This window comes from Methylobacterium sp. A54F (genome assembly GCF_053346035.1).
Genome location: NZ_JBKFBF010000002.1, coordinates 249,170 through 272,458, shown reverse-complemented (window position 1 = coordinate 272,458; position 23,289 = coordinate 249,170). Strand labels below are relative to the sequence as shown.

At 72.0% G+C, this 23,289-nt stretch carries 17 protein-coding genes and 1 tRNA gene; 9 read left to right on the top strand and 9 right to left on the bottom strand.

Annotated features, from left to right (window positions below; translation table 11 throughout):
* The first annotated feature begins 149 nt into the window (after positions 1-149).
* A complete protein-coding gene (locus tag ACLBXP_RS04940; RefSeq protein ID WP_447666450.1) occupies positions 150-1,547 on the top strand; it encodes a class II 3-deoxy-7-phosphoheptulonate synthase in 1,398 nt (465 codons plus the stop codon).
* 230 nt (positions 1,548-1,777) lie between these two features.
* Here the strand turns inward: ACLBXP_RS04940 and ACLBXP_RS04935 are convergent, their stop codons facing one another.
* Complete coding sequence (locus ACLBXP_RS04935) at positions 1,778-4,600, bottom strand: EAL domain-containing protein (RefSeq protein ID WP_447666449.1); 2,823 nt, start codon at positions 4,598-4,600, stop codon at positions 1,778-1,780.
* A gap of 217 nt (positions 4,601-4,817) precedes the next feature.
* On the opposite strand from ACLBXP_RS04935, the gene ACLBXP_RS04930 reads away from it, so the two are divergent.
* The gene (locus tag ACLBXP_RS04930) at positions 4,818-5,198 is read left to right on the top strand and encodes a plastocyanin (RefSeq protein ID WP_447666448.1); all 381 of its coding nucleotides are present in this window, start codon (positions 4,818-4,820) and stop codon (positions 5,196-5,198) included.
* 18 nt (positions 5,199-5,216) lie between these two features.
* On the opposite strand, the gene ACLBXP_RS04925 is transcribed toward ACLBXP_RS04930, so the two are convergent.
* Both ACLBXP_RS04925 and ACLBXP_RS04920 read right to left on the bottom strand, forming a co-directional pair.
* A complete protein-coding gene (locus tag ACLBXP_RS04925; protein WP_447666447.1) occupies positions 5,217-6,491 on the bottom strand; it encodes an efflux RND transporter periplasmic adaptor subunit in 1,275 nt (424 codons plus the stop codon).
* A gap of 184 nt (positions 6,492-6,675) precedes the next feature.
* Positions 6,676-6,750, bottom strand: a tRNA-Val gene (locus ACLBXP_RS04920).
* A gap of 132 nt (positions 6,751-6,882) precedes the next feature.
* Between ACLBXP_RS04920 and gltX the strand changes: the two genes are divergently transcribed.
* The gene (gene gltX / locus ACLBXP_RS04915; RefSeq protein WP_447666446.1) at positions 6,883-8,226 is read left to right on the top strand and encodes a glutamate--tRNA ligase; all 1,344 of its coding nucleotides are present in this window, start codon (positions 6,883-6,885) and stop codon (positions 8,224-8,226) included.
* 204 nt (positions 8,227-8,430) lie between these two features.
* On the opposite strand, the gene ACLBXP_RS04910 is transcribed toward gltX, so the two are convergent.
* Together ACLBXP_RS04910 and ACLBXP_RS04905 are read right to left on the bottom strand one after the other, a co-directional pair.
* Positions 8,431-8,751, bottom strand: a complete 321-nt coding sequence (locus ACLBXP_RS04910) for a hypothetical protein (RefSeq protein ID WP_447666445.1) — start codon at positions 8,749-8,751, stop codon at positions 8,431-8,433.
* Positions 8,748-11,072: an FdhF/YdeP family oxidoreductase gene (locus ACLBXP_RS04905; RefSeq protein WP_447666444.1), complete on the bottom strand. Its 2,325-nt coding sequence runs from the start codon at positions 11,070-11,072 to the stop codon at positions 8,748-8,750. Before ACLBXP_RS04905 ends, ACLBXP_RS04910 begins: the two co-directional genes overlap by 4 nt.
* A gap of 211 nt (positions 11,073-11,283) precedes the next feature.
* Between ACLBXP_RS04905 and ACLBXP_RS04900 the strand changes: the two genes are divergently transcribed.
* Positions 11,284-11,571: a hypothetical protein gene (locus ACLBXP_RS04900; RefSeq protein ID WP_447666443.1), complete on the top strand. Its 288-nt coding sequence runs from the start codon at positions 11,284-11,286 to the stop codon at positions 11,569-11,571.
* Positions 11,572-11,575: 4 nt separating this feature from the next.
* Here ACLBXP_RS04900 and ACLBXP_RS04895 read toward each other — a convergent pair whose 3' ends face one another.
* The gene (locus ACLBXP_RS04895) at positions 11,576-12,652 is read right to left on the bottom strand and encodes a quinone-dependent dihydroorotate dehydrogenase (RefSeq protein ID WP_447666442.1); all 1,077 of its coding nucleotides are present in this window, start codon (positions 12,650-12,652) and stop codon (positions 11,576-11,578) included.
* Entirely contained in the window at positions 12,649-12,996 is a 348-nt protein-coding gene (locus ACLBXP_RS04890; protein WP_447666441.1) for a DUF952 domain-containing protein, read from the bottom strand. Before ACLBXP_RS04890 ends, ACLBXP_RS04895 begins: the two co-directional genes overlap by 4 nt.
* A 321-nt stretch (positions 12,997-13,317) precedes the next feature.
* On the opposite strand from ACLBXP_RS04890, the gene ACLBXP_RS04885 reads away from it, so the two are divergent.
* Positions 13,318-13,950, top strand: a complete 633-nt coding sequence (locus ACLBXP_RS04885; protein ID WP_447666440.1) for a S24 family peptidase — start codon at positions 13,318-13,320, stop codon at positions 13,948-13,950.
* 99 nt (positions 13,951-14,049) lie between these two features.
* On the top strand, positions 14,050-15,132 hold the full coding sequence (locus tag ACLBXP_RS04880) for an ATP-binding protein (protein ID WP_447666439.1): 1,083 nt from the start codon (positions 14,050-14,052) through the stop codon (positions 15,130-15,132).
* A 26-nt stretch (positions 15,133-15,158) separates the two neighbouring features.
* Here ACLBXP_RS04880 and ACLBXP_RS04875 read toward each other — a convergent pair whose 3' ends face one another.
* The gene (locus tag ACLBXP_RS04875) at positions 15,159-18,425 is read right to left on the bottom strand and encodes a hypothetical protein (protein WP_447666438.1); all 3,267 of its coding nucleotides are present in this window, start codon (positions 18,423-18,425) and stop codon (positions 15,159-15,161) included.
* 271 nt (positions 18,426-18,696) lie between these two features.
* Here ACLBXP_RS04875 and ACLBXP_RS04870 point away from each other — a divergent pair, with 271 nt between their 5' ends.
* The 3 genes from ACLBXP_RS04870 (at position 18,697) to ACLBXP_RS04860 (ending at position 22,386) form a co-directional block, all read left to right on the top strand.
* Complete coding sequence (locus tag ACLBXP_RS04870) at positions 18,697-20,487, top strand: acyl-CoA dehydrogenase C-terminal domain-containing protein (RefSeq protein ID WP_447666437.1); 1,791 nt, start codon at positions 18,697-18,699, stop codon at positions 20,485-20,487.
* Positions 20,488-20,581: 94 nt separating this feature from the next.
* Positions 20,582-21,790 (top strand): acetyl-CoA C-acetyltransferase, encoded by a 1,209-nt coding sequence (locus ACLBXP_RS04865; protein ID WP_447666436.1) that lies wholly within the window; start codon positions 20,582-20,584, stop codon positions 21,788-21,790.
* A 116-nt stretch (positions 21,791-21,906) separates the two neighbouring features.
* Positions 21,907-22,386, top strand: a complete 480-nt coding sequence (locus tag ACLBXP_RS04860) for a hypothetical protein (protein ID WP_447666435.1) — start codon at positions 21,907-21,909, stop codon at positions 22,384-22,386.
* Between the two features lie 35 nt (positions 22,387-22,421).
* On the opposite strand, the gene ACLBXP_RS04855 is transcribed toward ACLBXP_RS04860, so the two are convergent.
* Entirely contained in the window at positions 22,422-23,213 is a 792-nt protein-coding gene (locus ACLBXP_RS04855) for an EAL domain-containing protein (RefSeq protein ID WP_447666724.1), read from the bottom strand.
* Positions 23,214-23,289 lie beyond the last annotated feature (76 nt).

Sequence of the window (23,289 nt, the reverse complement as noted above, 5' to 3'; positions counted from 1 at the left end):
TCGTCGTGGAGGCCCCGGCATCGGCGCGCCGCGCAGTCCGCACCTGCAGGATAAGTCCTCGCTTCTCCAACGAATCGACCGTATAAGCCGCGCTCTCCGCGGGCCGCCTCGGCCCGCGCAGTGACGCGAGGGGCGCACGGGAGACGAACATGGGCGAGCGTGGGACACCGAAGAGCTGGTCGCCGAGGACCTGGCGCAACCTGCCGATCCAGCAGGTGCCCCAGTATCCGGACAGCGCCGCGCTCGAGGCGGTGGAGACGCAACTCGCGAGCTTTCCGCCCCTCGTGTTTGCAGGCGAGGCCAGGAAGCTGAAGGCGTCGCTCGCCCGCGTCGCTGCCGGCCAGGCTTTCCTCCTCCAGGGCGGCGACTGCGCCGAGAGCTTCGACGAGCACTCGGCGGACAACATCCGCGACTTCTTCCGCGTTTTCCTGCAGATGGCGATGGTGCTCACCTTCGCGGGCGGCTCGCCCGTGGTGAAGGTCGGCCGCATCGCGGGGCAGTTCGCCAAGCCCCGCTCCTCTCCGACCGAGACGCTCGACGGCGTCGCGCTGCCGAGCTACCGCGGCGACATCGTCAACGGGCTGACCTTCACGGACGAAGCGCGGGTGCCCGACCCGCGCCGCCAGCTCGAGGCGTACCGGCAATCGGCCGCGACGCTCAACCTGCTGCGCGCCTTCGCGACCGGCGGCTACGCGAACCTCGAGAACGCGCATCGCTGGATGCTGGGCTTCGTGAAGGATTCCCCGCAATCCTCGCGCTACCAGGACGTCGCGGAGCGCATGAGCGACGCGCTCGACTTCATGCGCGCCATCGGCATCAACCCGGAGACGCACCAGGAGGTCCGCACCACGGACTTCTACACCAGCCACGAGGCGCTGCTGCTCGGCTACGAGCAGGCGCTGACCCGCGTCGATTCGACGAGCGGGGACTGGTACGCCACCTCCGGCCACATGCTCTGGATCGGGGACCGCACTCGCCAGCCGGACCACGCGCACGTCGAGTACGCCCGTGGCATCCGCAACCCGATCGGCCTGAAGTGCGGCCCGTCCATGACGGCCGAGGGTCTGATCCGGCTCGCCGACCTGCTCAACCCGGAGAACGAGGCCGGGCGCCTCACGCTCATCTGCCGGTTCGGGGCCGACAAGGTCGGTGAGCACCTGCCCGGCCTGATCCGGGCGGTGGAGCGCGAGGGGCGCCAGGTGGTCTGGGCCTGCGATCCGATGCACGGCAACACCATCGCGGCCGGCCGCTACAAGACGCGGCCCTTCGAGCGGGTGATGCAGGAGATCGAGGGGTTCTTCGCCGTGCACCGCGGGGAGGGGACCTACGCTGGCGGCATCCACCTCGAAATGACCGGCAAGGACGTGACCGAGTGCACCGGCGGCGCCCGCGCGCTCACGGCCGACGACCTGCAGGACCGCTACCACACCTACTGCGACCCCCGCCTGAATGCCGAGCAGGCGCTAGAGGTGGCGTTCCGCACGGCCGAGCTCGTCAAGCGCGAGCGGGCCGAAATCGAGCGGCCGCGCCTCGACGCGGCAGAATAGCGTGAGCGTTCGCGCGGCGGCACGATGTCATTCGTGCCGCCGCGCTGAATTCTCTCAGTGTAGCCAGTTGGTGAAAAAGTAGATCAGCAGGATGATCGGCAAGGGAATGCCGATCAACCACAGCAAGCCGCCTTTCAGCATCGCTTCTCTCCGTTAGCATCAAGCACAAGCCAACGGTGCAGAGCTTCGGCGGGTTCCTCGAATGATGACGTCGCCGTGATCGAACGGCCTCAGGCGATGGCGCGGATCTCGCCGTTCCAGCGCCTGATCAGCGGGGGCAGCTCGACGGCCGGCACGGGCCGGCTGAACAGGTAGCCCTGCACCTCGTCGCAGCCCTCCGCCCGCAGCAGGGCGAGCTGCTCCTCGGTCTCGACCCCCTCGGCGGTGGTCGTCATGCGCAGGCTCGATCCCATGCTGATCACCGCGCGGACGATGAAGCCGGTGCCGTCCTGGGCGCAGAGATCGCGCACGAAGGACTGGTCGATCTTGATCTTGTCGAACGGGAAGCTTCGCAGGTAGCTGAGCGACGAGTAGCCGGTCCCGAAATCATCCATCGAAACCCGCACGCCGAGGCTCTTCAGGCTGTGCAGCATGGTCGTGGCGGTGCCGGGCTGCCCGACGAGCACGGATTCGGTGATCTCCAGCTCCAGGCGCCGGCCCGGCAGCCCGCTCGTCCGGAGGGCCTCGCGGGTGGCCGTGATGAGGCTCGCCGAGGTGAACTGCACCGCCGAGACGTTGACGGCGACCTTGATGTCGCCGGGCCAGCGCACCGCCTCGTGGCAGGCCTGGCGCAGCACCCACTCGCCGAGCGGCACGATCAGGCCGAGCTCCTCCGCGAGCGGGATGAACTCGCCGGGCGAGACGAAGCCGCGCACCGGGTGCTTCCAGCGCAGCAGCGCCTCGAAGCCGCAGATCCGCTCCGCCCGCAGGTCGTAGATGGGCTGGTAGTAGACCTCGAAGGCCTGATCGGCGACGGCCTCGCGCAGGTCGCGCTCCAGCTCCCGCCGCGCGCGCAGGCGGGCATCCATGTCCGGCTCGAAGAACCGGAAGGTGCCGCGCGCCTCGGCCTTGGCCCGGTCGAGGGCGACGTCCGCGTTCTGCAACAGGCGGTCGGCGCTTGTGCCGTCGAGGGGTGCCAGCGACACGCCGATGCTCACGCCGACATCCACGCGGTGGCCCGACAGGACGTAGGACGCGCTGAGCACGTCCACGAGGCGCTTGGCGAGCACGGCCGCGTCCTCGGCCCGCTCGACGCCGCGCTGGAGGATCGCGAACTCGTCCGCTCCGAGCCGAGCGACCATATCGGTGTCGCGCAGGCAGGCCTGCGCGCGGCTCGCCGCGGCCTGGATCAGCGCGTCGCCGACGACGTGCCCGAGGGTGTCGTTCACGGTCTTGAAGTCGTCGAGGTCGAGGCTGAACACCGCGAAGCCCGCGTGGCCGGGCTGGGCGAGGGCGGCCTCGATCTGCTCGGTGAGGAGCACGCGGTTCGGGAGTTCGGTGAGCGCGTCGTGACCGGCCATGAAGGCGAGGCGGGCCTCCGCGTTACGGCGCTCCGTGACGTCCTCGTAGGTCGCGACGAACCCGCCGTCGGCCGTGGCGCGCCGCTCGATGGCGATGACGCGTCCATCACCCAATTCCTGCGTTGCGCTGAGGCTGTCGGCCCGCCCGAACGCATCGCGTTCCTCGCCCAGCATGTCGGCGAGGGTCCGGCCCGGGTGGTTGCCGGCCGCAAGGCAGGCCGCCAGCACCTCCTGCGCGTGCATGCCGAGTCGGACGGCATCGGGCGGGAGGCGGTAGATCTCGCTGTAGCGTCGGTTGACCAGGATCAGGCGGCTGCCGGCATCGTAGAGGCAGAGGCCCTGGGACATGTTGTCGAGGGCGGCGTCGAGGCGCAGGTTCATCGCCGTGAGGCCGGCCTCCTGCTCCTTGAGGACGCTGATGTCGCTGCATACGGCGACGTACCCGCCGGCCTGCGTGGCGCTGCGGCTGATCCTCAGCCAGCGCCCGTCCGCGAGGCGGATCTCGCCGTCCTGCGCGAGGGACGGCTCCGCGAGGGCGCGGGTCGCAGGATCGGCGCCGGCGAGGGCGAGATCCGCCACGGCGGTGCCGGATCGGATGCCGCCGAAGAACTCCGCGGCCTGAGCGTTGGCGAGGGCCACCTGACCAGCGGCGTCGACCACGACGACGCCCTCGCGCGAGCCCTCCAGGGCGTCCGCCAGCAGCACCTGCGCGGAGCGGCGCTGGCTGACCTCGCGCTCCATCATCGCGCGGATGTTGTCGCGCATCGTGGCCATGGCGCCGAGGAGCGCGCCGAGCTCGTCGCGGTAGCCGGCCGGAATGGCGCCGTCGAGGCGCCCGGCCGCGATCCGCTCGGCGACCGCCGAGGCGGCGGCGAGCGGCCCGGTGATGCGGCGCGCGAGCGCCCAGGCGACGAGCCCGGACAGCAGGAGAGCGACGATCGTCGCAACGGCGTAGAAGCGGATCTCGTCGGCCACGCGGTTGCGCGCCATCTGGCGGTAGGTGAAGCCGTCTCCGGCCGTGTAGTTCACGAGGAGTTCGAGCTGGACGTCCGCGAAGGCCGCCTGCCGGTCGAGGGCGTCCCAGCCGGCACTCTGCGACGCGGACCCCGCGGCGCCATCGAGGCCGCGGCGGATCTCGTCCCAGCTCGCGACGGCGCCCTGCACCGCGGCCGCGGCGCGGGCCGCCCGGTCCGACTGCGAGCGCTCCGCCGCGATGACGAGGTCCTCCGCGAGCGTCGTCATGAGATCGGCGATCTCGGCGTCGAGCCGAGCCTGGGCCGCCGGCTCCGTGCTGAGAGCCCGCCGCGCGAAGGCCGAGCGCATCCGGGCGAAATCCGCGGAGGCCGCCCGGGCGTAGTTGATCGACATCAGCGACTGGTCGTAAGTGCGCGCGACGAGGATCCCGGCCTCCCGGATGCCCACGGTCGCGTAGAGGCCGAGGGACCCGGTGATGATCGTCATGGCGAAGAAGGCCGCGAAGATGCGGCCCCGGACCGTGCCGAGCAGGGTCGCCGCGCGGCGGAGAGGCTTCATCAGCATGCGCCGTCCGCCGCGGTGACTGTATCGGATCGTTGGCATCGCAACAGGGGAGTCCTCCCGCGCCTCCGACGACCTTAACTGTCACATGTTAAGGGCGGATTATCCGACGGGCGCAACCGATGGTTGAGTACTGCCCCGGATTCCCCACGGCTTGAGGGTTCCTTAAGCGATCGGCCTGACCATACCCGGCGTTTCTCCTCGGAACGGTCCCATGGCGCACGCCGACTCCCCACCTTCGCGGCTTCCCGTCGACCGGCGGCTCGTCGGGGCGACACTGCTCGCCCTGCTGGCGGGGCTCGCGGTCAGCGCGTGCCTCGTCTCGGGCCTGCAGGCGAGCGGTACGACCGTCTCCCAGAAGGGGCGGGCCTTCCAGCCGGGCTCGCTGGTGCTCGCGCGCGGCGAGACGGTCACCATCGTCAACGACGACAGCGACCTCCTGCACCACGCCTACATCGAGGCCGACGGCTTCAGCTTCGACTCGGGCGACCAGACCCCGGGGAGCCGCACGCCGGTCACCTTCAGCGAGCGCGGCGTGTTCCAGGTGCTCTGCGGCATCCACCCGAAGATGAAGCTCGTCGTGCGCGTCAACTGAGCCCCGCGCCCGCCGCCCTCAGCGGTTGGCGGCCTGGATCGGCTTGCCCTCCTTGGGGTCGGGCAGACGCTCGATGGGCTGGTCGTCCCGCAGATCGGCCGGTGGGCTCAGCACGACGCGCTCGTTGCCCGTCAGCCCCTGGTCCAGCTCGATCGTCCGGCCGTAGTCGCGGCGGATCCGCACCGTGCGCCATTCCGCGCGGCCGTCGTCGCGGGCGAGCGCAACCTGGGTCCCGTTCTGGTTGAACACGAGGGCTTCCGCCGGCACCATCATGGCGGGCGCCGGCCGCGGGATCTTCAGCGTGGCGTAGACGTAGAGCCCCGCCCGCAGCGCGCCGTCGCGGTTCGGCACATCGACCTGGGTGGTCAGGGTCCGCGAGGAGGTCATCAGCGCCACCGAGCTGCGCTCGACGCTGCCCGTGAAGGTCCGGTCCGGCATCTGCGGAACCTTGATGGCGGCCTCGACGCCGGGCTTCACGCCTGCCGACGCGTTCTGCGGGACGTTGACGGAGATGCGCAGGATGTCGTCGCGATCCATGGTCAGGAGCGCGGTGCCGGACCCGTCCGCCTTCACGAGGTCGCCCACATCCACGCTGCGGGTCGTGACGACGCCGTCGAAGGGCGCGATCACGTCCTTGAAGCTCGTCAGTGCCTTGAGACGGTCGACGGTGGCGCCCTGCGCCTTGATGTCGGCCTCGGCGACCTTCACGCCGGCCTCCGCCGCCGCGAGGTTGGCGGATTGGGTGAGCACGCCGGCCTGCGAGGTATCGGCGTTCTGCTTCGAGGCCCAGCCCTGCGTCGCCAGCGTCGAGGTGCGGCTGTTCGTGACGGTGGCAAGGTTCACGTTGGCCCGCGCCTGGTCGACCTGCGCCCGGGCCCGCAACAACTGGGCGTTGAGCTGATCGAGCTGCGCCTCGGCCTGGGCGAGCTGCTGGTCGAGGTCGGGCGCCGCAATGCGGATGAGCACGTCGCCGGCCTTCACGCGGGCGCCGATGTCCACCCGGCGCTCGGCGATGTAACCGGTGGCGCGGGCGAAGATCGCGGCCTTGGCGAAGGCCTGCGTCTCGCCCGGGAGTGTCAGGTCGACAGGCGTGTCGACGCGGTCCACCAGGGCCGTGCGTAGGCGGGGCACCGCCTCCTTGATCTTCCGCTGGGTCTCGGTGGCGGCCGCCCGCTGCTGCCAGTGCCCGTAGCCGCCCCAGGCCAGCATCCCGGCGGCCACGAGGCCGACGAGCAGGAAGGGCGCCTTGCCGGGTGGCGGTGGCACGTCCCGCACGGGTGCGTGCGCCGTCATGACAGGCGTAACTTCATCGTGCGGACGCGCTCCGGGCTTGCGGCCGACCATATACCGGGGCCGGGTCCCTCATAGCACAACGCGCCGACCGCGCGGGCGGCTGTTGTGTTGCTGCGGTGTAAATCCGGGGGGCGCGAATGCCGCAGGGGCGACGCACAGGCTGACGGGGCAGAGGGCCTGGGAATGGTGGGCGCGACAGGGATCGAACCTGTGACCCTTCGCGTGTGAAGCGAATGCTCTCCCGCTGAGCTACGCACCCGAACCGAGGGCCTTCTAGGGCCGGCGGCGCGGCCGCGTCAAGGCCCTCCCGGCGTCGGTCCCGTCGCGGTCACGGGCGCCTGATGTGCGGGGGTGTTGGCGTGCCGGCGCAGATCCGCTTACGAGGAACGCCATGTCGCTCCTCGTCCGCTTCGCCCCGTCGCCGACCGGCTACCTTCACATCGGCAATGCCCGGCCGGCGCTCTTGAACGCCCTGTTCGCCCGTGCCCGGGGAGGCCGCTTCCTCCTGCGCCTCGACGACACCGATCGGGAGCGCTCGACGGAGGCGTTCGCGGCGGCGATCGCCGAGGACCTCGCCTGGCTCGGCATCGTGCCGGACCTGTTCGCGCGCCAGTCGGAGCGCGCCGCGCTCCACGATGCCGCCGCCGAGACGCTGCGGGCGTCGGGGCGGCTCTATCCCTGCTACGAGACGCCGGAGGAGCTGGAGCGCCGGCGCAAGCGCCAGCTCGGCCGGGGCCTCCCGCCGATCTACGACCGAGCCGCGCTGAGCCTGACGGCGGACGAGCGCGCGAGCCTCGAAGCGGAGGGGCGGCGCCCGCACTGGCGCTTCAAGCTCGATCACCGCATGGTCGCCTGGGACGACCTCGTGCGCGGGGAGGCCCACGTCGAGTGCGCCTCCCTGTCCGATCCGGTGCTGGTCCGGGCCGACGGCAGCTACCTCTACACCCTGCCCTCGGTGGTGGACGATGCCGAGATGGGCGTGACGCACGTGATCCGCGGCGAGGACCACGTCACGAACACGGGCGTTCAGGTGCAGATCTTCGAGGCGCTCGGCGCTCCCCTGCCGGTCTTCGGGCACCACAATCTGCTGACCACGGCCGACGGCGAGGGCCTCTCGAAGCGCCTCGGTCACCTGTCGCTGCGCTCGCTCCGGGAGGCCGGCTACGAGCCTGCTGCCGTGCGCTCGCTGGCGGTCCTCACCGGCTCGGCCGAGACGGTGCGGGCGGTACCCTCGCTGGATGAGCTCGCCGGGCTCGTCGACCTCGCCCACATCTCGCGGGCGCCCGCCCGCTTCGACCCGCAGGAGCTCGACGGGCTGAACGCCCGCCTCATCCACGAGATGCCCTACAGCGAGGTAGCGGACCGGTTGGCAGCGCTCGGCATCCCCGAGGCCGGGGCCGAGGCCTTCTGGGCCGCGGTTCGGGCGAACCTCGTCAAGGTCGAGGAGGCCGCCGACTGGTGGCGGGTCGTCGCCGGGCCCGTCGAGCCCGTGATCGCGGACGCCGCCGTGACGGAGGCGGCGCGCGACACTCTCCCACTTGAGCCCTGGGGGCCGGAGACCTGGAAGGCCTGGAGCGGCGCGGTCCGCGACCGCACGGGCGCGAAAGGCAAGGCCCTGTTCATGCCGCTACGGCTCGCGCTGACAGGCCTCGACCATGGCCCGGACCTCGGAGCGCTGCTGCCGCTGATCGGCCGGGAGCGGGCAGCCGAGCGCCTGGCAGGCCGCATCGCCTGAGATGAGGGCGACTGCCGCAGCTTCTGCACGGAGACGCGTGCCCTTTCCCGGGTGAGAGAGAGCCGGTCGAGGCGTTGCGGACACGTGAAAAGGGCAACGCCCGATCACGTCCCGCGCTCCCGGGATCAAGCAGAAGCGCTCCGCTTCGGGCCGACGCATCCCCGGCCGTGGCGCGAAGGATGCCCCGGAAGACGAGGCAGGCGATCAGCGTGTCACAGCATCAGCTGCAGGCTCGACGACGGCCGCGAAACCCGGGCCCGGCGCGTAGAAGCAGCGCTGCGTCCGCGCGTCCCGGCGGGTTACGGTGACGAGGCCGCGCTCCGCGAGGTCGGCCAGGGCCCGCAGCACAAGCGCGTGCGCGAGTCCGAGTCCCAGCGCAGCGCTGCGGCTGTCCGCCGGCAGGCCGAGCTGAAGTGCGGCCAGGAGGCCGGTGCCGAGGGCCGGGACGTCGGGTGCGCGGCGGCCGATCGCATCGGCCGCCGCCAGGAGGGACGCCGCGAGATCAGCGCTATCGGGCTCGCTCACGCGGCTACGGCGACGGACCGGGAACGGATTGCGACGAGCACGGACTTGGAGGTCGGCGTGTCGCTCCCAAGGCCGAAGGTCGACAGCGGCACCAGCACGTTCAGCTCGGGGTAGTATCCGGCCAGCGCGCCGCGAGGCATGTCGAAGGGCACGAGCCGGAAATCCTCTGCGACCCGGGTCACGCCGTCCGCGTGAAGACCCACGATGTCGACTCGCTCGCCGGCTCGCGCCCGGATCTCGGCGAGGTCGTCCGGATGGGCAAACAGCACCCGGCGCTCGCCGTAGACGCCGCGGTAGCGGTCGTCGAGGCCGTAGATCGTGGTGTTGTACTGGTCGTGGCTGCGGAAGGTCTGGAGCACGTAGGTGTCGGCGGCGCGCCCGGCCCGCTGATGCTCGGTGGCCTCCGGCAGCGCGTCGGCCGAGAAGGTGGCGAGGCCCGTCTCGGTCTCGAAGACGCGCTCGGCCGCGAGGTTGCGCAGCATGAAGCCGCGCGGCCGGCGCACGCGCTGATTGTAGCCCGTGAAGCCCGGCACCGTCCGCTCGATGCGGTCGCGGATGCGGTCGTAATCCTCGGCGAGCTCGCCCCAGGCGATGCGGTTCTCGCCCACGGTCGCCGCCGCCATGCCGGCGATGATGGCGACCTCGGATCGCAGCTCCGGCGAGGCGGGCTTGTTGATGCCGCCCGAGCCGTGGACCATGCTCATCGAATCCTCGACCGTGACGATCTGGACCTTTCCGGCACCGTTCCGGTCGATCTCCGTGCGCCCAAGGCAGGGCAGGATATAACCGATCTCGCCCGGGACGAGGTGGGAGTGGTTGAGCTTCGTCGCGATGTGCACGGTGAGCCGGCACGCGGCCAGCGCCTTGGCGACGAGGGTCGAATCCGGGGTCGCCCGAGCGAAGTTGCCGCCGAGCCCGATGAAGGCGCGGGCGGAGCCGTCGAGCATCGCCCCGATGGCGCCGAGCACGTTGTGGCCGTTGCGGCGCGGCGCCGTGAACCCGAACTCGCGCTCCAGCGCGTCCAGGAAGGCGGCCGGTGGTCGCTCGTTGATGCCGACCGTGCGGTCGCCCTGAACGTTCGAATGGCCGCGCACCGGGCAGAGGCCGGCGCCCGGCCGGCCGATCTGTCCGCGCAGGAACATCACGTTGGCCATCTCGCGGATGGTCGCCACCGAATGCCGGTGCTGCGTCACGCCCATCGCCCAGGTGCAGATCACCCGCTCCGCGCCGAGGAAGACCGCGGCCGCCTCCTCGATCTCGCCCCGGGTGAGCCCGGCCTGGTCGACGATCGCCGCCCAGTCCGTGGCATCCACGAGGGTGCGGTAGGCCGCGAAGCCGGCCGTGTGGCGGGCGAGGAACGCACGGTCGAGCACCGAGGGCCGGCCGGCCGCGAGGGCCGCATCATCCGCGGCGAGGACGGCCTTCGCGATGCCGCGGAACACCGCCATGTCGCCGCCGAGGCGCGGCTGATAATAGTGGCTCGCCACCGGCGCGCTCGCGCCGCGCAGCATCTCCACGGTGTTCTGGGGATCGGCGAAGCGCTCGAGGCCGCGCTCCCGCACCGGATTGTAGACCACGACCCGGGCGCCGCGCTGGGCGGCACGGCGGAGGTCGCCGAGCATCCGGGGATGGTTGGTGCCGGGGTTCTGCCCGACGACGAAGATCGCATCGGCCCGCTCGAAATCCTCGAGCAGCACCGTCCCCTTTCCGATGCCGATGGCCTGGGTGAGCGCCACGCCGCTCGCCTCGTGGCACATGTTCGAACAATCGGGGAAGTTGTTCGTGCCGTAGGCGCGCGCGAACAGCTGGTAGAGGTAGGCGGCCTCGTTCGAGGCGCGGCCCGAGGTGTAGAACTCGGCCTGATCGGGATGGTCGAGGCCCCGCAGCGTCGCCCCGATCTCCGCGAAGGCCGCGTCCCAGCTCACCGGGAGGTAGCGGTCGCTCGCGGCGTCGTAGCGCATCGGATGAGTCAGGCGGCCCTGGCCCTCGAGGGCGTAGTCGCTCCAGCCGCGCAGCTCACTGACGGTGTGGCGCGCGAAGAAGGCGGGCGGGGTGCGCTTGTCGGTCGCCTCCCACGAGACGGCCTTGACGCCGTTCTCGCAGAACTCGAAGGAGGAGCCGTGCTCGGGATCGCCCCAGGCGCAGCCGGGGCAATCGAACCCGTCGGGCTGGTTCGCCTTGAGCATGGCGCGGGCGCCCGACAGGGGGGCCCGGCTGCCGAGCAGGTGCTTGCCGCAGGACTTGAGGGCGCCCCAGCCGCCGGCCGCGGAAGAGCGCTTGGTCGCGACCGCGACCTTGGGAGACCCGACCGGGTGGTCCATCGTCGTCGTCCTGGGGTTCTTCGGGAGGTACTTCGGGAGATGTTTGGCCGGTGCCGTCGACCGGCATCTCGCTTTCGCGAGATAAGACCGCCCCCGGGTCCCGCTCAATCGTGGGGCGACGCACCCCCCTCATGCGTTGGATGCGCGAGCCCATGCACCGAATCGTCACCCCGCTTCCGATATGTGCCGGCCGGATCTCAGAGCCGCGGCCGTGAGGGTGCCGCTCCGGGTCGCCGCGGCGGTCGCGGCCGGCGTCGTCGTCGGCCTCGCGCTGATGGCGAGCGACCGGTCGCGCGATGCCCAGTGGGCGGTGACGGCGAACCAGATCGCGGACGCGCGGGCCTACGGGAAGCCCGGGGTCGAGATCGCGCCCGGCCGCTTCGTCACCGAGCCCGAGCGCCGGCCGGATGCCTGGACGCTCCCGGTGAAGTGGGTGCTGGCGGGCGCCGCCGCGGCCTGCGCGGTGCTGGTCGGGACCGGGCTGCGCCCGCGCCCCTGAGCGCTCAGGCGCCGCGGGCGAGCTCGCGGGCGTCGCGCCCGACCGCATCCGCGAGCCGGCCGATCCCTTCCGCGCGCAACCGGGCAAGCAGGCCGGCCTTGATCGCGCCGATCAGGCCCGGCCCCTGATAGACCAGGGCCGAGTAGAGCTGCAGCAGGCTCGCGCCGGCGCGGATCTTGGTCCAGGCCGCCTCGGTCGAATCGATCCCGCCGACCCCGACGAGAGGCAGCCGGTCGCCCACCCGCAGGAAGGTCTCGGCGAGGAGCCGCGTGGACGGGCCGAACAGCGGGCGGCCGGAGAGGCCGCCGGTCTCGCGGGCGAGCTCGCGCTCGGCGAGCGTCTCGGGCCGGGCGATCGTGGTGTTTGAGACGACAAGGGCCTGGACGCCGCGTGCGAGGGCGGTGCCGCAGATGGCGTCCAGGGCATCGAGGCCGATGTCCGGCGCGATCTTCAGGAGGATCGCGGTCTCCGGAGAGACCGCGTCCCGTGCGTCCACGACCCGGGCGAGGAGTTCGTCGAGAAACGCTTCGCCCTGCAGGTCCCGCAGGCCCGGGGTGTTCGGCGAGGAGACGTTGACGGTGACGAACGCGCAGGCGGGAGCGAGCCGGCGGGTGCAGGCGGCGTAATCCGCGAGCCGGTCGGCCGTCTCCTTGTTCGCGCCGATGTTGACCCCGACGAGGCCCGGCCGCCCGCGCCGCGCGTCGAGGCGGGCGGCCACGACGTCGAGGCCCTCGCTGTTGAGGCCGAAGCGGTTGATCACGCCCCGGTCCCGCGTCAGGCGGAACACCCGGGGCTTCGGGTTGCCGGGCTGCGGCCGGGGCACCACGCCGCCGACCTCCACGAAGCCGAACCCGAGGCCGAGCAGGGCGTCCGGCACAGTCGCGCCCTTGTCGAAGCCCGCGGCGAGGCCGACCGGGTTCGGGAACCGGCGCCCGATCACCTCGACGGCGAGGCGCGGATCGTCGGCGGGCGGCCGGAGCGCCGGCGCCAGGGCCAGCGCGCGCAGGGTCAGATTATGGGCGGCCTCGGCGTCCAGCCCGTGCAGGACCGGGCGGACGAGGGGGAACAGGGCGCCGATCATGCGGATGCCTCCGGCGGGAAGACGTGGCGGCCGTCGTCACCGAGAGGCAGCGGCCGCACGGCCCGGACCGCGGAGAGCGGCAGCACGCCGTAGAGGTGGGGGAACAGGTCGCCGCCGCGGGAGGGCTCGTAGCGGAGCGCCGCGCCGAGCGCCTCGGCATCGACCGCGACCAGCAGCAGGTCGCCCTGGCCGGCGAAGTGCCGCGCCGCCGTCTCGGGCGCCTGTCCGGCGGTCGACAGGTGGATGAAGCCGTCGGCCGCGTCGACGGGCGCGCCGGCGAAGTGGCCGGCCGCCTCCGCGTCCTCCCAGAGGCTGCGTGGGCAGATCTTGTAGACGAGCGGCATGGTCGGCTGCGGTGGAGGATGGCCCGGCGGGACGGCCCCCGTCGATAGTGCCAGCGGCCCCCGCCCGCAACCGGCCCGAGCGCGCGACCCGGACGCGGGCTCGAGCGAACGGCGGCACCCGGAAAGCGGGCTCGCCCGAACCGGCGACGCTCTGTCAGGCCAGGCCTGTCAACACGGCCGAATGGATGACCCCCGGCGCGGCGCCGACCGGGGCCATTTCCCCCTGTAATCGCGCTTCGGCGGTTGCATTCGGCGGCCGCTAGTTCTACTTTCCTACAACTAGGCCGTGCGTCTCAGCCACGGGCGACCCTTGAGTCCGCTATGCTGTCACACGAGCAGATCTGGACCGCCATCGACCGGCTCGCCGAGCGGCACGGCTTCTCCGCCTCGGGCCTCGCGCGGCGCGCCGGCCTCGATGCCACGAGCTTCAACCGCTCGAAGCGCGTCGGCCCGGACGGTCGCAAGCGCTGGCCCTCCACCGAGTCCGTTTCGAAGGTCCTGACGGCGACGGGTGCCAGCCTCGACGAGTTCCTGCGCCTGATCGAGGCGCGGGAGGGACCGACCCGCACGACGATCCCGCTCATCGGCATGACGCAGGCCGGATCCGGTCGGCTGTTCACGGATGACGGCTTTCCGGCCGGCGGCCCCGGCTGGGAGGAGATCGAGTTTCCCGATCTCGGCGAGGAGCGGGTGTTCGCCCTCGAGGTCCAGGGCGAATCGATGATGCCCCTCTACCGGGACGGGGACGTGCTCATCGTCTCGCCGGGCGCGAGCGTGCGCAAGGGGGACCGGGTGGTGGTGCGCCTCCACGACGGCGAGGTCGTCGCCAAGGAACTGCGTCGCCGCACGGCGCGCACGGTCGAGCTGGCCTCCCTGAACCCGGAGCACGGGGAGCGGACGGTCAATGTCGGCGAGATCGCCTGGATCGCGCGGGTGATGTGGGTGCGCCAGTAGGCGGACACCCGTCCGGACGGCTTCGGGGTTGCCGTCGCGCCGGATGCAGGTATGCCTTACGCCATCGCGGGCACGGTCCCGGCAGGCCGGGACGGACGGATGGCAGAGCCCGAAGCGAACGGCTCGATCGTGCAGGCCGGTGCGCCGGGCGACGCGGCCTGGGCGCCGCTGCTCGACGCGATGGGGCCGGCCCTGCTGGCTGACGGGTCCCGCCCTGGCAACCCGATCCTGAAGGCCAATCCCGCTTTCCTGAGCCTGACGGGCTTCGCGCCGCACGAGATCACCGGCCGGCCCCTCGCTACCCTCGCGACCGGGACGCTGCCGTCCCCGGGCCCGGACGGGACCCGCGAATTCCTGGCAGCCCGAAAGGGCGGCGACACCTATTGGGCGAGCCTCACGCAGGCCCCGCTGCCCGGCGGCCTTGTCCTCGTTCAGGTCGCGGACGTCACCCGCCGCCGGGAGGCCGAGGGGGCCCTCGCCCTGTCGCGCCAGCGCGAAGCCCTCGGGCTCCTCACGAACAGCGTCGCGCACGAGTTCAACAACTTCCTTCAGATCCTCATCGGCTACATCGACGGGCTGAAGCGCCGCCTCGGCGACCGGCCGGAGCCGTTCATCCAGCGGGCGGTGACCCGGTCGACCGATGCGGCGGAGCGGGCGGCGGTCCTCACGCGCCAGCTCCTCGCCTTCTCGCGGCGGATCGCGCCCGACGTGCGGCCGGTGAACCTCGACGCCCTGGTCGCGCAGGTTGCGGAACGGATCGGGCCGGACCTCCCGGCCGGCATCGCCCTACGGGTCGAGACGAGCCCGGAGCTTCCCCTGGCCATGAGCAATCCGACACAGGTCGAGCTCGCCATCGCCCACATCGTCGCCAACGCCTGCGAGGCGATGCCGCGGGGCGGCACGATCACCCTCAGCACGCATCGCGTGGCGCCGGGGGACCGGGCGGTGCAGCGCCAGGGGGAGGGCGTCGTGGGCATCACCATCCGCGATACCGGGATCGGCATGTCCCCGGAGATGCTCGCCCGGGCGCTCGCTCCGTTCGCCACCAGCCACGAGGCGGGCCGCGGCGCTGGGCTCGCCATCGTGCACGGGCTGATGAAGCGTCAGAACGGCACCATCGCCCTCGACAGCCGACCCGGCGAGGGCACCAGCGTGCGGCTGATCTTCCCCGCGGTCGGCTGAAGCCGGCATCCGGCGGCGCGCCGCCGCTACACTCCCTTGCGGCTCGCGGCTGTGAACCCGGCGCTCGGCGTCGGCGCGCCGAGGAGCGTCATCGCCCCGGCACCGCCGTCGCGTGGAGCCGGCGGCTCGTTTACGGCGGGCTCGGGCTTGCGCGGCTTGAAGTTGGCCGCTGCCGCCCGCGCATTGGCCAGGTCGCCCGGGCTGAGCTTCGTGGCGACGTCGTCGCGCTTCTTGGCGGCGTCCTCGTCGCCCTGAGCCGCGGCCGCCGAGAACCAGGCGTAGGACTGTACCAGATCCTGGGTCATCCCGAGGCCGCGGGCGTAGAGAACCGCCAGATTGTACTGGCTGTCGCGCACGCCGAACTCGGCGGCGCGGCGGAACCAGGCCGAGGCCGAGGCATAGTCGGGCCGGCCAGACGCGCCGGGGTTCTCCGCGTAGAGCACCGCGAGGTTGTGCATCGAGCGCGCGTGACCCTGCTCGGCGGCCCGGCCGTACCAGAGCTTGGCCTGGGCGAGGTCGCGGACCACGCCCGATCCCTTCTCGTATTGGCCGGCCAGCTTGTACTGGGCCGGGGCGTAGCCCGCGCTCGCGAGGCGCTCGTAGAGCTTGGCCGCCACCGCGAGATCGCGGGGCATGCCGCGCCCGTCCGCCTCGCGCGCGGCGAGCTCGTAGATCGCGGCGCCGTCGCCGTCGAGGGCGGCCTGCCGCACCTTCGACAGGCCGGTCGGCACGCCGCCGAGCTCGCCCGCCAGCGCCGCCATGCCGGAGACTTGCGGAACGGCCGTGTTGCGGCTCACCGGGGCCGCCGGCGTGATCGCCTGCGTGGTCTGAGGGTCGGCCGGGGCGGCCGGCGCCTGCGGCGCGGCGGCGATCTCCGGAGCCGTTTGCGGGGGCGCCACGGGGGCGGCGGGTGCCTCCTTCGGGGCCGCGACGGCGACCGGTGCGGGCGCGCTCGGCGCATCGTTGAACGGATAGGTCCCGATCGCCTGGAGGGCGCCCAGGGCGAGGACGATCGCGGCGAGGCCGAGCAGCAGGGGCCGGCGGCGGCGATCGAGCTCGGCGCGCAGGCGGGCGATACGGGGCTGCGCCTCGGTGGGTTCGCCGGCAAGCGCCTTGCGGGCGCCGCGCGGCTCGCGCCGTTCGCCGGCGAGCGCCGCCTCCGTCGCGACCTCGGCCTGGGCAGCCTGAGCGGCGCGCCGCGCCGCTGCGATGAAGCTCGTCTTGATGTCGCTCGACGGATCAGCCGAATCCTCGGGTTCGCTCACCGGGCGACGGTCGCGGACCGGGCGGGCGGCACCGGGCTCCAGCAGTTCGTCGCTGACCCGAATCGCCTCGGGCACGGCAGTGCGGGGGGCCTCGGGCCGGCGCGGAGCCCGCACTCGCGCGGGCTCGGGTCGACCGAGGGGCTCCTCGACGGCAGTGGAGCCGAGCAGGCGATCGTCGAGGGACTGCGCCCGCGGGGCGACCGGCGCCGGCATCTCCGGCGCGATCGGGCCGGCCCCCTGCGCGACGCGGGAGGCCACGCGATCGAGGGCCTGCTGCACGCCTTCGAGGGTCGCCTGCATGCGCTGGTCGGTGGCGACCTGCCGCGCCTGCAGCTCCGCGAGGCTCGCCCGAAGCAGGGCGAGCTCGCCGCTCTCCGGCGCGGTCCTGGCGGCCCCGATCGTGTCGGCCACCGCGTTGCGCGCGGCGCGCTCGACGGCCGCCTCGTCGGGCGCGGCCGCCCGCAGGGCCGAGACCTGCTGGAGCAGGTCGGTCATGGTCCGTTCGAGGCTCGCGAGACCGGGGTCGCGCCCCGGCGCCTCCAGGCGGTTGGCGAGGGTGACGACCTGCTGCTCCAGGGCGTCGAGGCCCTCGCCACCGGGACGCGCGCCGACCCGATCGACCTTCTCGGCGAGGTTGCGCAGGGCGGCGTGGATCGAGGCGACGTCTCCGCCGGGCAGGGCCGGATGCTTCAGCGTCTCGCCGAGGTTTTCCAGGCGACCGATCAGGTCGCCGACCGGGCTGGCGCTGACGCGGTCGACCTTGTCCGACAAGGCGTCGATGCGCCCGAGAATCGCCTCCGAATCGGCCCCGGCACCTCGCTGGTGGAGGGCGTCGAGCTTTTCGGCGAGGCTCTGGACCTGCTCGGCGAGGTCGGCCGGGGCCGGGCTGCGCAGGCCGCTGCGGATCTCTTCGAGGATCGGGCGAAGCCCCGCGACGCCGGCGCTCTCGCCGCCGGCGCTGCTGCGCAGATCCGCGATCTGTGCGCTGATCGCCTGCAGGCCCTGCACGAGGCTCTGGATGCGCTCGGGGCCGGCGAGCCCGGCGATCAGGCGACGGATCTCCTCCAGCTCGCCGAACAGGCTCGCCAGGGCGCCGCGGTCGGCCGTCACGTCGCCGCCGCTGGCTGCCAGCGCGCCGTCCACGCGGGCGGCGAGGCGCTCGACATCCTGCGAGACGCGGGCATGGACGTTCTCGGCCACGTCGTCGGCGAGTTGCTCAACCTGGGCGCGGATCTGCTCCACGGGGCCCGCGATCGCGACGAGGTCGGCCGATTGCTGGGCGCGCTCGACCCCCGTCGCGAGGGAGATCACCGCCTGCTCGAGCTTGCCGACGTCCTGCCCGGTGGCGAGAGCGTTGATCGAATCACGCAGGCGGGCCGTCTCGCGCTGCAGTTCGGCGATGACGTCCGTGGCTTCCGCCGCCAGCGGGGGGCGCTGCGCTTCGAGGCGGCGCAGGAGGTCCTGCCGCATGGTCGCGACGACGCCCGCTCCGGCCGCCTCGGCGGCGTCCGGATCGGTTCCAACTTCCAGCTGACGCTGCCGCTCGCGGATCGCCGCGACGGCGTCCCGGGTCTCGGCCTCGGCACTGCGTCCGCGGCGCCCCATCGGCCGCGAGGCCGCGAACTGCTCGCCGAGCGCGGCCATTCGCCGCTCGATCTCCTCCAGGCGGCGCCCGGAAGCCTCGTCCGTGGCCCTGCGCTCGCTCGCGATGGTGCGGTCGAGCCCGTCGAGGCGCCGCATCAGCGCGTCGAGGCTCGCCTCGTCGGGGGTAGCACTCCGCGGCGGTGCGGACTTCGCAGGCTTTGCGGCCCGCGGCATCGGAGCCTCCGCCGCCGTGCGCTTCGGGCGCGGTGCCTCGGAGTTCGGCTGCGGCCTCCCGCGCTTGCGGCCCTCGCTCACCCCGCCCGGCACCACGCTGGCGAGCCAGGTCTCCAGGGGGACGCCGGCCCGGCGCGCGACGTCGCGGGCCGCGTCCAGCACGTCCGGATCGAAGCTGTCGAGGCTCGGCGTGGCGTTACGTGTCATCATCAGGCCCGCGATCGCATCCGCGCCGTCCGGCCCGGGCGGGAGGCCCGGACCTGCGTTCATCGGATCAGCTGGGCAGGACCATTAACTTTCTTGGTAAACGTGTGGTTAAGGGGTTGGCCCAAACGGGGACATGTCCCGAGCCGCATGGCGACGATGCCACGGCACCCGCGGCCCTTGCCTCGGGCAGGCGAGATAGTTTATATATGAACTATCGAGGGAATCGCCGGCCGGACCGTGATAAGGTCCGTCGGGTCATGCGGAGGAATGCGACATGCCGAGCTATCGCGCGCCCGTCGAGGACACGCTGTTCCTCCTCAACGACGTGCTCGGTTTCCACCGGCACGACAAATTGGCCGGCTTCGGCGACGCCTCTCCGGACGTCGTGGAGGCGGTTCTCATCGAGGGCGGCAAGCTCGCCGAGGAGATCCTCGCGCCCGTCAATCGCGTCGGCGACCAGGAGGGCTGCACCCGCCACCCGGACGGATCGGTGACGACGCCGGAGGCCTACAAGGCTGCCTACGCCGCCTACGCGCAGGGCGGCTGGATGGGCCTGTCCCTCCCCGAGGCCTACGGTGGCCAGGGCCTCCCGCACACGCTCAACGCTATCATCCAGGAATTCACCTCGGGGGCGAATCTCGCGCTCAGCATGTATCCGGGCCTGACGCAGGGCGCGATGGCGGCGCTCCTCGTCCACGGTTCCGAGGAGCAGAAGGCCACCTACCTGCCGAAGATGGCGGAGGGCGCCTGGACCGGCACCATGAACCTCACGGAGCCGCATTGCGGCACCGACCTCGGGCTCCTGAAGACCAAGGCCGTGCCGAACGCGGACGGCTCCTACAGCCTCACGGGCACCAAGATCTTCATCTCGGCGGGCGAGCACGACCTGGCCGAGAACATTGTCCACCTCGTCATCGCACGCATCGAGGGGGCTCCGGCGGGCACCAAGGGCATCTCGCTCTTCGTCGTGCCGAAGTTCCTCGTGAACCCCGATGGCTCGCTGGGCGCGCGGAACGGCGTCTCCTGCGGCTCCATCGAGCACAAGATGGGCATCCACGGGAACTCCACCTGCGTGATGAACTACGACGGCGCCACGGGCTGGCTCGTCGGTGAGGCGAACCGCGGCCTCAACGCGATGTTCGTGATGATGAACGAGGCGCGCCTCGCGGTGGGCGTGCAGGGGCTCGGCCAGTCCGAGGTCGCCTATCAGAACGCCGTCGCCTACGCGAAGGACCGGCTGCAGGGCCGCGCGCTGACCGGCGCCAAGGCGCCCGACAAGGCCGCCGACCCGATCATCGTGCACCCCGACGTGCGCCGCACCCTCATGCAGATTCGCGCCTTCAATGAGGCGGGGCGCGCCCTCGTGCTGTGGACGGCGCTGCAGGCCGACATCCTGCACCGCTCGGAGGATCCGAAGGCCCGGGCCGCCGCGGAGGACCACCTCGGGCTGATGACGCCGGTGGTGAAGGGCGTGCTCACCGACAAGGGCTTCGCCAACGCCGTCGAGGCCCAGCAGATGTTCGGCGGCCACGGCTACATCGAGGAATGGGGCATGTCGCAGTTCGTGCGCGATGCCCGCATCGCCATGATCTACGAGGGTGCCAACGGCATCCAGGCCATGGACCTGATCGGGCGCAAGCTGCCGCGCGACGGCGGCCGCGCAATGATGACCTTCCTCGGCGAGGTCCAGACGTTCATCAAGGACAACAACGAGGACGAGGCCCTGAAGGCGTTCACGGGCCCGCTCCAGGCGGCGCTGAACGACCTGCAGGGCGCCACCATGTGGTTCATGCAGAACGCCTTCGCCAAGCCCGACAACGCCGGCGCCGGCGCCACGGACTACATGCACCTCCTCGGGCTGGCGGCGATGGGCTACATGTGGGCCCGCATCGCCAAGGCGGCGGTGGCCAAGCGCGGGGCGGAGGGCCAGGCTGAGCGCATGGAAGCCAAGCTCGCGACGGGCCGCTTCTTCATGGAGCGGATGCTGCCGGAGACGGCCCTGCGCTTCGCCCGGATCAAGACCGGGGCCGACAGCACCATGGCGCTGCCGGTCGAGGCGTTCTGACCGTGGCCGGGCTCGGCCCGACGGCGCCCGCCCAGAGCGGGTGCGCCGGGCGACGCCCCGCCGGCCGCGACACCGAACAACCAGGGAAACGCACATGCCCGAGGCCTACATCTACGACCACGTCCGCACCCCGCGCGGCCGCGGCAAGCCGGACGGCTCGCTCCACGAGGTGACGGCCCTGCGCCTCGCCGAGACGGCCCTGCGCGCCCTGAAGGACCGCAACGGGCTCGACACCCGGGCCGTGGACGACGTGGTGCTCGGCTGCGTCGATCCGGTGGGCGAGGCCGGCGGCGACATCGCCCGCGCGGCGGCGCTCGTGTCCGATTACGGCGATCACGTCCCCGGCGTTCAGATCAACCGATTCTGCGCCTCCGGGCTCGATGCGGTGAACTTCGCGGCCGCGCAGGTGATGGCGGGCCAGCACGACATGACCGTTGGGGGCGGCGTCGAATCGATGAGCCGCGTCGGGCTCGGCGCCTCGGGCGGTGCCTGGCCGGTGGACCCGGCGATCGCCGTGAAATCCTACTTCATGCCGCAGGGCGTCTCGGCCGACCTCATCGCCACGAAGTACGGCTTCAGCCGCGACGCGTGCGATGCCTACGCGGTCGAGTCGCAGAAGCGCTCGGCGCAATCCTGGGGCGACGGCCTGTTCGGCCGGTCCGTCGTGCCGGTCCGCGACGTCAACGGCATCGTGCTGCTCGACCGCGACGAGCACATGCGGCCCGGCACCGACATGCAGTCCCTCGCCGGGCTCAAGGCCTCCTTCGTCCAGATGGGACAGATGGGCGGCTTCGACGCGGTGGCGGTCGATGCGCATCCGGACGTGGAGGCGGTCGAGCATGTCCACCACGCGGGCAACTCGTCCGGCATCGTGGACGGCGCGGCGGCCGTGTTGATCGGGTCCCGCGAGGCGGGCGACGCCGCCGGCCTGAAGCCGCGTGCCCGGATCCGCGCCTTCGCCAACATCGGCTCGGATCCGGCCCTGATGCTGACGGGCCCGGTGGACGTCACCCGCAAGGTGCTGGCGCGGGCCGGAATGCAGCTCTCCGACATCGACCTGTTCGAGATCAACGAGGCCTTCGCGGCGGTGGTGCTGCGCTATCTCCAGGCCTTCGACCTCGACCTCGCGCGGGTCAACGTCAACGGCGGCGCCATCGCGATGGGCCACCCCCTCGGCGCCACCGGAGCGATGATCCTCGGCACGGTGCTGGACGAGCTGGAGCGCACCGGCAAGGAGCGCGCCCTGGTCACGCTCTGCATCGGTGCCGGCATGGGCACCGCGACGATCATCGAGCGCGTCTGAGGGGTGCGGCGGCGACGCCGCGCCTCCCAAATCCTTGGAAACGCTGGTAGAGGGCGCGCCGCGCGGCCCGCTTTCGGGGCCCGCGCGGAACGAAACGAACGGGAGACACGCCCATCATGACGCGACTGCTCGCCACCCTCTGCCTGACGACCGCCCTCAGCCTGACCGCCGCTCGCGCGGACGAGGCCGCCGACAAGGTCGCCGAGGCGAAGACCCTCGTCGAGAAGACCGTGATCAAGAATCTCACCAGCGGCTTCAACGTCGCCCTGGAGAAGACCGTGGCGACCATGCCGGACGACAAGTCGGCGGCGGTGCGCAAGGAAGTCCAGGCCGAGTTCGACAAGCAGCGCGGCCTCATGCTCGACGGGCTCTCGAAGGAATATGCGGACAAGTTCAGCCTCGCCGAGCTGAAGCACCTCAACGAGATCTACGAGGATAAGACCTACCTCAAGTTTCAGAACCTGAACGCCGATCCGTCCTCGACGGTGACGACGATCTCGCAGAACTCGGTCACCCGGATCCTCAACATGCTGGCGGTGGCGGCCGCGGCCGACAACCAGACGAAGCCCGGCGTCATGCCGGCGCCGACGCGCTGAGGCGGACCGGCTGGGGGCGGGCAGCGATGGCGTCGTCAGGCCACGCGGGCGGCGGAGGCGCGGGTCGGCAGGCCCGCGACCTCCGGCAGGCCCTCCAGGAGCGGCTTGGCGAAGTAATAGCCCTGGAACAGGGCGATGCCGAGATCGCGCAGGGCATTGAGCTCCGCCCGGGTCTCGATGCCCTCGGCCAGCACCGTGACGCCGAGGGCTCGGGCGATGGCGACGACGCCGGACACGATGGCATGGCGGCCCGCATCGCCGTCGATGCCGCGCAGGAGATCCATGTCGATCTTGATGAGGTCGGGACGGAACCGCGCGAGGAGGCTCAGGCCCGCGAAGCCCGCGCCGAAATCGTCCAGCGCCGTGAGGAAGCCCTGGCGGCGGTAGGCCGCCACGATGTTCTGCACGTGCGCGATGTCGCGGAAGCGCTCGTTCTCGGTGAACTCGAACATGATCCGGTCATGCGCGAAGCCGACCCTGCGGGCGGCCTCCAGCGAGGCCCGGATGCAGGCGTTCGGCTCGTAGACGGCGTTCGGCATGAAGTTGATCGACAGGCGCGTGGCGCCGTCCCGCGGGAAGAGCCGCCCGGCAAGCTCGATCGCCTTGACGCGCGCGGCCTGGTCGAAGCGATAGCGGGTCTCGTCGGTGACACGGTCCAGGATCGAGCCGGCCGACTGCCCCTCGGGCCCGCGCACGAGGGCTTCGTAACCCCAGACGCGCCCGGCCGAGAGGTCGAGAATCGGCTGGAAGGCCATCGTGAAGGCAAAATCGAGGGGCGCTCCGTCCCGGCAGGCGCGGCAGGCTGCAGGCTTCTGCGCGGCGGACATCGTCATCGCTCGGTCTCTGTCTCGTCCCCCAGGGTGCAGCATCGTCCCGCAAGGTGACCGTGTCCTTAACGCCGTT